Raw genomic sequence first — 11221 nt, 5'->3', positions numbered from 1 at the left:
TAAAATATGGCATAATGATTTAGTTAAAATAGAAATGGATAGGGTATTTGAGAGGGGCAGTATAATGAGTTTTGCAATTGAAATAGTAATAAAAGCACCATTGGATGTTGTATGTGACTACATAATAGAAGATGAAAAAATAAAAGAATGGAATACGTTTATAATAGAAAATCGCTATCCTTCAAATATGGATAAAGAGAATCCACGTGTAGGAGATAAATATATTACTGTTCAAAAAGTCGGTAAGAAAATATTCGAGGCTGAAGTAGAAATCCTTGAATACAATGCACCGCATATTATTTCACTTGGTAGTGAAATGAAGCAAGGATATTCAGCAATGACTTATATGTTAGAAGAAGATGAGGAAGGTACAGCACTAACATTAATTTCAGAATATGAACCTAGTAATTTTTATTATAAAATGATGTATAAGTTAACAGGCTGGATTTCACGAGGTTTAACTATAGAACAAATGGAACGTCTAGCAGAATGTGTAGAAGCTGCTTATCATAAAGAAGATTAATATTAAAAATATATTAAGGTAAAAGCGTTACTCAATCTCATGAGTAACGCTTTTACTGTTTGAAAAATTTTCATTGAAAATCTCAATAGCTCTTTCATATATTTCTTTATCAACACAAAATCTTTCTGTTATCCAATAATTAAGTTCAGAAGATGTAATGATTTGTTCTCTTTTCTTACCTTGGAAATATCGTTTTAAAACATTATCATTAATAGAAGTTGGAATACCATCGATATAACCGAAAATCTGAATTTTCTTTAATACAGGAGATGTATGCCAATCGTTAGACCTTGAAATAAGTTCTTTCATATTTGATAAGTGTATTGGTTCTTTTACTTTTTCTTGATGAGCTTTAATAAGCTCATTTAAAAACTTTAAGCTAGTAGGCTGTTTTGTCGTTCCTAAAAATGATAGAAAGCTATTTACTAGTTGTACTTGGGTCATTTTCTTATCCTTTCTATATAGAAATTGTTATTGGTATTATTATAGAATATATGTCAGAAAATACAGTTATTCATTAATGGAGTGGGAGAGAATTATATGTCGATGTCGCTATATTATAAAAAAATCCGGGAGCAATTAGGACATGAACTAATATTCATGCCAAGTGTAGCTGCAGTTATTAAAAACGAGCAGGGAGAACTCTTATTTCAATATCCTGGCGGAGAATATTGGAGTTTGCCGGCTGGAGCAATTGAACCTGGAGAAACTCCAGAAGAAGCAGTAATTCGGGAAGTATGGGAAGAAACAGGATTGAAAGTACAAGTGAAAAAACAAAAAGGGGTATTTGGAGGGGAAAGGTTCCGTCATATATATCCGAATGGCGATCAAGTAGAATATATTGTTGTTGTGTTTGAATGTGAAATTACTAGTGGAAAACTGAAATCGATAGATGGTGAATCTTTAAAACTACAATATTTCTCATTTTCTGAAAAGCCTCCTTTAGCACTACCATACCCGGATAATATATTTTTATAGATGTAAAATAGCACACCTTATTTATTGAAGGTGTGCTATTTATATAACCCGGTCGTATACATCTCCGTTAACGTATACACAATTTCCTCTAAGTTAATCTTTTTGTCATTTTGCATAATAGTCCAAAGAAACGATTCATTCATCGCGAACCAACCGCGTGCTACAATCTCTTTATTTAAATTAGGTTGTGCTAATCCACTTTCTTGAGAGTAAGTAATATCCTGTTTAATGCTTGTTATAAAACGTTCCCGAATCTCATCCCATTTTTGCTGTATTTCTCTTGATAATCCTATCGCTTCCTCTACAACTTGCAAAATAGCGCGTTCTTCATCTGCTAATTGCAGGAATGCTCTAACTTGATTTTGGATCATTATACGTGCTTCCTCTTTTGTTTGTGGAGAAAAAGAGCGTTCAGCGATATTATAAAAACGATTCATAACATCTTCCATTAAACTAATTAGGAGATCATCTTTGTTTTTGAAGTATACATATGCTGTACCATATCCGGTTTCTGCATGTTTAATAATTTGTGTAATTGTCGTTTTTTGAAATCCGTTACGTATAAAAATAGTGTAACCAGAGTGTAATAGTTTCTTCTTCGTTTCTAAGGAGCGGTGTTTTCTTGATGAAAGGGTACTGTTTTTCAAAGAATCACCTCTTTATACTGAAATATCTGAAAATATAATTGTATTGTAAAAGAAGTTCATATATAAAGTCAACTGACATAATATCATTGACGTTGTATCAATTAAGGTGATATATTTCAATTAGTTAGAATAAAAAGAAAATTAAGAGAAGGTGACACCATGTATAAAGAACCATTTCAACCAACTTATGAGTATGCGCTTGAATGTGATAAACATGATGTACTGAAAGATTTTCAAACTGAATTCTATAAAAAAGAAGGTACTATATATTTAGATGGAAACTCATTAGGGCTACTTTCAAAAAGAGCAGAGAAATCATTACTTACGTTGCTAGATTCGTGGAAAGAGTATGGTATTGACGGCTGGACAGAAGGTGAGCATCCGTGGTTTTTCCTTTCAGAGAAATTAGGTAAACTTACAGCCCCTCTTATTGGAGCTTTACCGGAAGAAACTATTGTAACCGGTTCCACAACTGCGAATATACACCAAGTTATTGCGACGTTTTATGAGCCGAAAGGAATACGTACAAAAATACTTGCGGATGAATTGACTTTCCCATCAGATATTTATGCACTTCAAAGTCAAATTCGTTTAAAAGGATTAGATCCAGAGGAGCATTTAGTAAGAGTGAAAAGCCGAGATGGTAGAACACTTTCTGAAGAAGATATTATCCATGCGATGGAAGATGATATCGCTTTAATTTTATTACCTTCTGTTTTATATAGAAGTGGTCAAATTCTTGATATGAAACGTTTAACAACGGAAGCTCATAAACGCGGCATTCACATTGGATTTGATTTATGCCATTCAATAGGATCTATTCCGCATCATTTCAAAGATTGGGATGTCGATTTTGCTGTTTGGTGCAATTATAAATATTTAAATGCAGGACCGGGTAGTGTTGCAGGTCTTTATGTAAATAGTAAACATTTTAATAGACTGCCAGGATTGTCTGGATGGTTTAGTTCTAGAAAAGATAAACAGTTTGATATGGAGCATACATTAACAGCTGCCGATCATGCAGGTGCTTATCAAATTGGTACACCGCACGTATTAAGTACAGCACCTTTAATTGGTTCTCTTGAAATGTTTAAAGATGCTGGTATTGAACGTTTACGCGAAAAATCTTTACATATTACAAGATATATGCTGAATTTAATTGATCACGAATTAAAAGATTTCGGATTTACAATTGGAAATCCATTAGAGGATGAAAAACGTGGCGGGCACATATATTTAGAACATGCAGAAGCAGCACGTATTTGTAAAGCGCTAAAAGCAAATGGAGTTATCCCTGATTTCCGAGCACCTAATGGAGTAAGACTTGCGCCGGTCGCTTTATATAACACATATGAAGAAGTGTGGAAATCTGTACAAATATTAAAGAAAATTATGAAAGAAGAAGAGTATAAACAGTTTGAAAATAAGCGAGAGGTTGTGGCATAAGCATGAAAACATCAGAGTGGATTGATATTTCACAACCGCTAAATAATGATATTGCAACGTGGCCAGGAGACACACCGTTCTCATATGAAGTTTCATGGTCAAAAGAAGAAAGTGGCTCAGTAAATGTTGGAAAGTTAACGATGAGTATTCATACAGGCACTCATATTGATGCACCATTTCATTTTGATAATGATGGAAAGAAAGTATTGGATTTAGATGTTCAAGTTTATGTTGGCCCAGCACGGATTATTGACGTTTCTAATCTTGAAAGCATCGGAAAAAAGGAATTAGAAAGCTTTCATTTAGAAGGTGTAGAACGATTATTATTACGTACATCTTCACATGGAAAAGCTGAAGAATTTCCAGATGTGATCCCTCATTTACGTGCAGACATAGCACCTTTTCTTTCGGAGAAAGGTATTCGTTTAATCGGAGTAGATGTCCCATCAGTTGATCCGCTAGATGATAAAGAATTAGCAGCGCATCATCAATTATTTAAACATGGAATTCATATTTTAGAAAATGTCGTACTAGATCATGTAGCAGACGGTGATTATGAATTGATTGCATTACCACTTGCATTAACTGATGCGGATGGAAGTCCAGTTCGAGCCGTTATTAGACCAATATAAGTAGAATCATATAAAAGGGGCGTTTGGCTAATATGAAAGAAAATGAAAAAGTAATTATGGAAAAAGGGATTCATACGGATTTTAAAGAGAATATGACGTATGGGGAATATTTACAATTAGATAGTTTACTATCTTCTCAAAAAAGATTATCAGACCATCATGATGAAATGTTATTTATCGTTATTCACCAAGCAAGTGAGCTTTGGATGAAGCTCATTTTACATGAGCTAAATGCGGCGATTGAATCTATTAAACAAGATAAATTACAACCAGCTTTTAAAATGTTAGCACGTGTATCAAAAATTCAGTCTCAAATTATTCAATCTTGGGATATTCTTGCGACATTAACACCATCAGAATATATTGAGTTTCGTGATTCACTCGGTCAAGCTTCAGGTTTTCAATCGTATCAATATCGTATGATTGAGTATGCACTTGGCTATAAAACGCCACATGCATTAAAAATTTATGAAAAGGATCCAGAATTACATGCACGACTTCATAAAGCGCTACATGCACCAAGTCTATATGATGTCGCGATTCAAGCATTAGTAAAAGAAGGATTCCCTATTCATAAAGATGTGTTAAACCGTGATATTACGCAGCCTTATGAAGAAGATGCAACAGTAGAAGCAGCATGGTTAGAAGTGTATGCGGATGTGAAAAAATATTGGAATTTATATCAGCTTGCTGAAAAATTGATTGATATTGAAGACTGGCTACAACAATGGCGTTTCCGTCATATGAAAACAGTAGAAAGAATTATTGGACATAAAATGGGTACAGGTGGATCCTCCGGTGTTTCTTATTTAAAGCGAGTACTTGATCAACAATTCTTCCCAGAGCTTTGGAATGTTCGTACAAAATTATAAAAATAAACCTGTCAGTTCATTATGGCTGACAGGTTTATTTTTATTTGAGCACAATTATGTTTAAAATGAAGGAACAAGATATAATAAATGGATTAACTATTTAAATGGAGGTAAAGTTTTTGGATTTCAAGCAACTAGAAAATAAATTCGAAAAGAAAAAAGTGAATACATTTCTTGTTTATCAAAAAGGACAATTAACAACTGAGTATTATAAAACACCCGAATGTGCAAATAACTTATATAAAATAAATTCGATTACAAAAAGTATCGTATCTTTATTAATTGGTATTGCAGTTGATAAGGGCTATATAAATGATATACATACACCGATCACAGAGTGGATTGAAAATGTACCTAGGGGAAAACATAATTTAACACTATATCACTTATTAACAATGACTACTGGTGAGGACTGGAAAGAGTTTGGGAATGGAGTAGTATTCCCAAATGACTTTGTAGAATCAGAGAACTGGGTACAGTACATATTAGAAAAGCCAATAATTGAAGAACCTGCTACAAAAATGAATTATAATTCAGGTTCTTCTCATTTACTGAGCTATATTATTCAAGAAGCTACTGGAATGTCGACAGAGCGGTTTGCAAAGAAATATTTATTTAATCCATTAGAAATTAACGAATACGAGTGGCAACAAGATCCGCAGGGTATATATGTCGGCGGCTTCGGTATGAAAATGAAATCTACCGATTTATTAAAATTAGGAAAATTATGTTTGCAAAATGGATATTGGAATGAAAAAGAAATTGTATCAGCGAAATGGTTAGAAGAGTCAAGTAGGGCGCATTTTGAAACATATGAACATGTCGGCACATATGGATATCACTGGTGGGTATTACATACCGAAAGATTTCACATACCGTATTGTATATATTTCGCTATGGGATACGGCGGACAATACATCGTTATCATTCCTCAGTTAGAAGTAGTAGCTATTATAAGTAGTCATATGCCAAAACGTGGGCTCGTTCCATTAAAACTATTTATTGAGCATGTACAGGGAAATTCTAATTATATATAAGAAAAGGAGGGAATGTATGGAGGATGAAAAAATTTTATCTTTATTTAGATTCTGTTTAAGTCTTCTAGTATGTAGCGCCATTATTACGCAATTCATAATCAGGGCACAAGTGAAACCGTTCAATCCAGTTAACTTTTTTAGTTTCTTTACTATCGAAAGTAACATTTTAGTTGCATGTATTCTCCTTTTAAGTAGTATCGGAACAGCTACATTTGGTCGCTCAGAGCAGTTTAGTATACTTCGTGGTGCGGCGACGGTATATATACTTACGACAGGACTCGTTTATTTTTTGTTACTAAGAGGATTAGAAGAGTCACTTCAAACGGCAATACCATGGGTAAATACTGTGCTACATTATATCATGCCGATTACAATGCTTTTAGATTGGATTTTAAATCCACCTATTAAGAAAATCACTTGGAAACAAGCTGCAAGTTGGCTTTTATTCCCGTTTTTTTACGTTGTATATAGCTTAATACGTGGTCCAATCGTGAATTGGTATCCATATCCGTTTTTAGATCCGAGAATAGGTGGATATGGTAAAGTACTTTTATACAGTATAGGGATAGCAGTTGTAATTGGTGCTATTTGTATATTGGTAAGATTTTTAGGGAATCGAAACTTTAGAAAAGAATTTTAGAAATGCAAGAACCCCACTGTGTCTGTTTTTAACAGTGGGGGTTTCACTTTATCCAGCTATTTGTCGGGCTGCCCGTAAAAGTCCGATTGGTGAGGGCTGATGATTAGTGGGAGATGAACAAAACCCCCACTGATTAAGGTTTCACTTTATCTACTCGTCTTCTGAAACGACAACTTTATAAATTTCTCCGTCTTCGTTTCAAATTCTACATCAACAAAAACACCGTATTCTTTTCCGTTCTCACGTAACCACAATTTAAATTTTTCAACAGTTATTTGAACTGTTTTTGGTTTTCTACCTATATGAAGATAGTCAATAATTTCTGCTTTTGGGTATTGTTCTTTCGTCTTTTCTACGGCAAGTTTACCCCATTTGGCATACGGCGGCTGCGCATGAACAATTGATGAGCCTGTATATATATTTGAACATGTTGTTAGGAACAGAATGACAAGTGCGACACGTTTTAACAATTTTTTCATGATGAACTCCTTTTATCCTTTTTTATATTGTTTACATATTTTTTCAACGATATTAGTTTGGATTTTTTTGTCTTCTTTACATAAAAGCGAGGCTTTTACAAAACATAACCAAGAAATCATTTCCGTAATTAAGGAGGGAAAATTATGCGCCAAAAAGCTATTTTTAAAATAGCAGTTTTACTTGCGTTCATAGGACTGTCTTTAATGGTCAGTAGTATACAATTAAAGAATGTAGAAGCTTTTTCTAATCAAGTTATTCAAAGAGGAGCATCTGGCGAAGATGTCATTGAACTGCAATCTCGTTTGAAATATAACGGGTTTTATACGGGAAAAGTGGATGGTGTTTTCGGATGGGGTACATATTGGGCACTTCGGAATTTTCAAGAGAAATTCGGATTACCCGTTGATGGTTTAGCTGGAGCTAAAACGAAGCAAATGCTCGTGAAGGCAACGAAGTATGACAAGTCAACTGCTAATAAAGGGACGACAACGAATAAAGGAAATAGCGGTGGCACTGCACAAGAGAATAAACCACCTCAAAATAAAGGGACAAATGTTCCGAACGGTTATTCTCAAAATGATATTCAGCTTATGGCAAACGCAGTATACGGAGAATCACGCGGTGAACCATATTTAGGACAAGTTGCAGTAGCTGCTGTCATTTTGAACCGTGTTACAAGTGCGTCATTCCCAAATACTGTTTCAGGTGTAATCTTTGAGCCTAGAGCATTTACAGCGGTAGCCGATGGGCAAATATATTTAACGCCAAATGAAACAGCAAAAAAAGCAGTTTTAGATGCGATTAACGGATGGGATCCAACAGGAAATGCTTTATATTATTTCAATCCAGATACCGCGACTAGTAAATGGATTTGGACTCGTCCACAAATTAAAAAAATCGGTAAACATATTTTCTGTAAATAGAGCGGAGGTGGGACAATGTTACGAGGTATTATCATTGTATTATTAACAGTCGGTGTAGTAGGAACAGGCTATTGGGGCTATAAAGAGCACCAAGAGAAAAATGCAGTTTTAATTCGAGCGGAAAATAGCTATCAACGTGCATTCCATGATTTAGCATACGAAGTCGATTTATTACACGATAAAATTGGAACAACACTTGCGATGAATTCACGATCATCTTTATCACCTGCATTAGCGGATGTATGGCGTTTAACATCTGAAGCTCGCTCAGATGTAGGGCAACTTCCTTTAACATTAATGCCATTTAATAAAACGGAAGAATTTTTAGCGAATATCGGTGATTTTAGTTACCGTGCAGCCATTCGTGATTTAGAAAAAGAACCGTTAAATGAGCAAGAATATAAAACGTTGCAAACTTTATATTCAAATGCAGGAAATATACAAGATGAACTAAGAAAAGTACAACATCTTGTTTTGAAAAATAATTTACGCTGGATGGATGTAGAAATGGCACTTGCATCAAATCGCGATCCAGCAGATAACACAATTATTGATGGATTGAAAACTGTAGAGAAAAACGTAACATCATATTCTTCTACAAACTTCGGACCGACCTTTACAAGTGCGCAAAAAAATAAAAAAGGCGGATTTGAAGCGGAAGGAAAGGCAATTTCTAAAGATGAAGCGGCGAAAATTGCCAAATCGTTTTTGAATTTAAAAGGAAATGAAAAAGTAGATGTTGAGAAAAGCGGAAAAGGTGCGAAAGAATCCTTCTATAGTGTGAAAATTAAAGATGAAGCAACGAATAATGAGTTCTATATGGATATTACCGGAAAAGGCGGATATCCAATTTGGGTTATGAATAACCGCGAAATTAAAGAACAGAAAGTTAGTTTAAACGATGCAGGTAGTAAAGGTTTGAAATTTTTAAAGGACCATAAGTTTAATAATATGGAGCTTTATGATAGCTCTCAATATGATAATGTTGGTGTATTTACGTATGTAGTAAATGAAAATGGAGTACGAATTTATCCAGAAGCAATCCAAATGAAAATTGCTTTAGATGATGGTTCTATCGTTGGGTTCTCCGCAAAAGAATATTTAGCGTCACATCAAAAGCGAACAGTTCCATCGGCAAAGCTAACTGCAGCAGAAGCAAGAAAGAAAATCAATCCGGATGTAAAAGTCATGGAAGAACGTAAAGCTTTAGTAGTCAATGATTTGCATAATGAAGTGCTTTGCTATGAATTTGTAGGCACTTTAGGAAAAGATACGTACCAAATATTCATTAATGCTAATAGCGGGGCCGAGGAAAAGGTAAAGAAAATGCAAGCTGTTGAAAAAATTTATGATTAAACCTTAATAGTGAAGTGGTGAAAATAATGAAAACTCTAATATATATATTGATGCTTTGCTTCGTTATAACTGGATGCAGTATTGGAAAAAAAGACAATCCAAACGAAAAGCCGGAACAAAAAAATGTTTCAATGAAAAATGTTAATTATACGAATAAATCAAATAAGCCAAATGAAAAAGCAGCAGATCATTTAGCATCTTTAGCAGCAAGTGTGCCAGGTGTGAATGATGCAACAGCGGTCGTTGTTGGAAAATATGCTATTGTAGGTATTGATGTAAAAGCAAAACTTGATCGAACTCGAGTTGAATCAATTAAATACTCTGTTGCAGAAAGTTTAAAAAATGACCCTGACGGTGCTAATGCAGTCGTTGTAGCAGATGTTGATACGTATGAACGGCTCAAACAAATCGGAAAGCAAATTAAAAAAGGAAAAACAGGTGAAGGTATACTAGATGAATTAGCCGCTATTGTGGGCCGAGTAATGCCACAAGTTCCAAATGATATGATAGAAAATAGAGAAACGAATCCAATTAAAGATAATGATAAACAATTACCAAAAGATGAAGAACAAGAGTTAAGAAAAGAACAGGATGATCAATCAAATAATCATTTGAATAAATGAAATTAGCCTCGTACTTAATTGTACGAGGTTTTTAAATATAATATTAAATATTCAGTTTATTTTTAAGGAAAAATATGGTTTAATTATGATGGGAGGGACAACTGTTATGATGAAAAAAAGCGCATGTATATTGTTTAGTTTATGCTTAGGTTTCAGTATGACAGCGTGTGAACAGAGAAAAGAAGTGAAAAATCAAACAGCAACTTCTTCTACTGTGATGGAAAGGCAACAGAAAGAGTCTATCAATATAAATCATTTTTCGAGTATAAATGAAGGGATGACTTATACAGAAGTGAAAGATTTAATTGGTTTTGAAGGAGATTTACTTATAGAAGAAGGGGTAGAACATTCTACACAAATTAAACAAATTTTTGCTTGGAAAGGAAACAATCCAAATTCATTTGTTGAAATTACCTTTTTAGATGGAAGAGTGCATTCAAAAGCACAGCAAGGTATAAGTTAATAAGCTAAAAAATGGGAGAGTTTAGCATGAACATACACACAGGGGAAATTCAATTAGTTCCGTATAAGGAGAAATATAAAGAAGTTATACAAACATTTACTTTACCAAGTGAACAAGTTCAGTTTACATCAGATCCAAGCGCATTACTGGAGAAAGCAAAAAGTGATCGTACAAAAAATGTGATTGTTATTTTAGATTACAATGGGGTACCGGTGGGTCTTTTCGCATTGGAAACGGGAGATAGAGTAAAGGAGTTCACAGATAATGAGGATGCTTTACTTTTAACATCATTTTCTATTAATCACAATAGACAAAGAAAAGGATTCGCTAAAAAGTCATTGTTATTATTAGAAGAGTTTGTAAAACGTTATTTTCCAATAAAAAATGAAGTTGTACTTGCTGTGAATGAAAGAAATATTCCTGCACAAAATTTATATGCAAAAGTCGGCTTCCAAGATAAAGGTTTTAGAAGAATGGGACCAATAGGCCAACAAATAATAATGCATTTGTCTATAATGAAATAATGAGATAGAAAACTTACTCTTGAATATTCATGTAGTAGGTTTTTTTATTTTAATAATATACAATATATGTATATAAA

15 protein-coding genes are annotated in these 11221 nt (G+C 33.9%); 12 read left to right on the top strand and 3 right to left on the bottom strand.

The window, feature by feature from the left end; translation table 11 throughout:
* Positions 1-64 precede the first annotated feature (64 nt).
* Entirely contained in the window at positions 65-523 is a 459-nt protein-coding gene (locus ACQGSG_RS22350; RefSeq protein WP_000006411.1) for an SRPBCC family protein, read from the top strand.
* A gap of 27 nt (positions 524-550) precedes the next feature.
* Here the strand turns inward: ACQGSG_RS22350 and ACQGSG_RS22345 are convergent, their stop codons facing one another.
* Positions 551-967, bottom strand: coding sequence for a hypothetical protein (locus ACQGSG_RS22345; RefSeq protein WP_000195533.1), 417 nt, complete (start codon positions 965-967; stop codon positions 551-553).
* 96 nt (positions 968-1063) lie between these two features.
* On the opposite strand from ACQGSG_RS22345, the gene ACQGSG_RS22340 reads away from it, so the two are divergent.
* Positions 1064-1501 carry an NUDIX hydrolase gene (locus ACQGSG_RS22340; RefSeq protein WP_000062927.1) on the top strand — a complete coding sequence of 146 codons (438 nt, stop codon included), beginning with the start codon at positions 1064-1066 and terminating at the stop codon, positions 1499-1501.
* Between the two features lie 35 nt (positions 1502-1536).
* Here ACQGSG_RS22340 and ACQGSG_RS22335 read toward each other — a convergent pair whose 3' ends face one another.
* Entirely contained in the window at positions 1537-2148 is a 612-nt protein-coding gene (locus tag ACQGSG_RS22335) for a TetR/AcrR family transcriptional regulator (RefSeq protein WP_000798550.1), read from the bottom strand.
* Positions 2149-2307: 159 nt separating this feature from the next.
* Here ACQGSG_RS22335 and kynU point away from each other — a divergent pair, with 159 nt between their 5' ends.
* From kynU to ACQGSG_RS22310, 5 genes are all read left to right on the top strand, one after another.
* Positions 2308-3594, top strand: a complete 1287-nt coding sequence (gene kynU, locus ACQGSG_RS22330) for a kynureninase (protein WP_000276309.1) — start codon at positions 2308-2310, stop codon at positions 3592-3594.
* Positions 3595-3596: 2 nt separating this feature from the next.
* Positions 3597-4226 carry an arylformamidase gene (kynB, locus tag ACQGSG_RS22325; RefSeq protein WP_000858061.1) on the top strand — a complete coding sequence of 210 codons (630 nt, stop codon included), beginning with the start codon at positions 3597-3599 and terminating at the stop codon, positions 4224-4226.
* Between the two features lie 32 nt (positions 4227-4258).
* Entirely contained in the window at positions 4259-5098 is an 840-nt protein-coding gene (kynA, locus tag ACQGSG_RS22320) for a tryptophan 2,3-dioxygenase (RefSeq protein WP_000661957.1), read from the top strand.
* Positions 5099-5217: 119 nt separating this feature from the next.
* Positions 5218-6135: a serine hydrolase gene (locus ACQGSG_RS22315; protein WP_325843086.1), complete on the top strand. Its 918-nt coding sequence runs from the start codon at positions 5218-5220 to the stop codon at positions 6133-6135.
* A gap of 16 nt (positions 6136-6151) precedes the next feature.
* Entirely contained in the window at positions 6152-6775 is a 624-nt protein-coding gene (locus tag ACQGSG_RS22310; RefSeq protein WP_325843087.1) for a Pr6Pr family membrane protein, read from the top strand.
* A 146-nt stretch (positions 6776-6921) separates the two neighbouring features.
* Here ACQGSG_RS22310 and ACQGSG_RS22305 read toward each other — a convergent pair whose 3' ends face one another.
* Positions 6922-7254: a DUF3889 domain-containing protein gene (locus ACQGSG_RS22305; protein WP_000734903.1), complete on the bottom strand. Its 333-nt coding sequence runs from the start codon at positions 7252-7254 to the stop codon at positions 6922-6924.
* Positions 7255-7398: 144 nt separating this feature from the next.
* Here ACQGSG_RS22305 and sleB point away from each other — a divergent pair, with 144 nt between their 5' ends.
* The 5 genes from sleB (at position 7399) to ACQGSG_RS22280 (ending at position 11144) form a co-directional block, all read left to right on the top strand.
* Positions 7399-8178 (top strand): spore cortex-lytic enzyme, encoded by a 780-nt coding sequence (sleB, locus tag ACQGSG_RS22300; protein WP_001249053.1) that lies wholly within the window; start codon positions 7399-7401, stop codon positions 8176-8178.
* A 15-nt stretch (positions 8179-8193) separates the two neighbouring features.
* Positions 8194-9534 (top strand): germination protein YpeB, encoded by a 1341-nt coding sequence (gene ypeB / locus ACQGSG_RS22295; protein ID WP_000943727.1) that lies wholly within the window; start codon positions 8194-8196, stop codon positions 9532-9534.
* 26 nt (positions 9535-9560) lie between these two features.
* Complete coding sequence (locus tag ACQGSG_RS22290; RefSeq protein WP_000854053.1) at positions 9561-10157, top strand: YhcN/YlaJ family sporulation lipoprotein; 597 nt, start codon at positions 9561-9563, stop codon at positions 10155-10157.
* Positions 10158-10263: 106 nt separating this feature from the next.
* Positions 10264-10620 (top strand): hypothetical protein, encoded by a 357-nt coding sequence (locus tag ACQGSG_RS22285; protein ID WP_000976447.1) that lies wholly within the window; start codon positions 10264-10266, stop codon positions 10618-10620.
* Between the two features lie 11 nt (positions 10621-10631).
* Positions 10632-11144, top strand: a complete 513-nt coding sequence (locus tag ACQGSG_RS22280) for a GNAT family N-acetyltransferase (protein ID WP_002061531.1) — start codon at positions 10632-10634, stop codon at positions 11142-11144.
* Positions 11145-11221: the final 77 nt, after the last annotated feature.

The organism is Bacillus sp. GMa5/1 (assembly GCF_050172015.1).
Taxonomy (GTDB): Bacteria; Bacillota; Bacilli; order Bacillales; family Bacillaceae_G; genus Bacillus_A; species Bacillus_A cereus.
The sequence above is the reverse complement of the archived record's forward strand: the minus strand, read 5'-3'. Positions and strand labels throughout refer to the sequence as shown.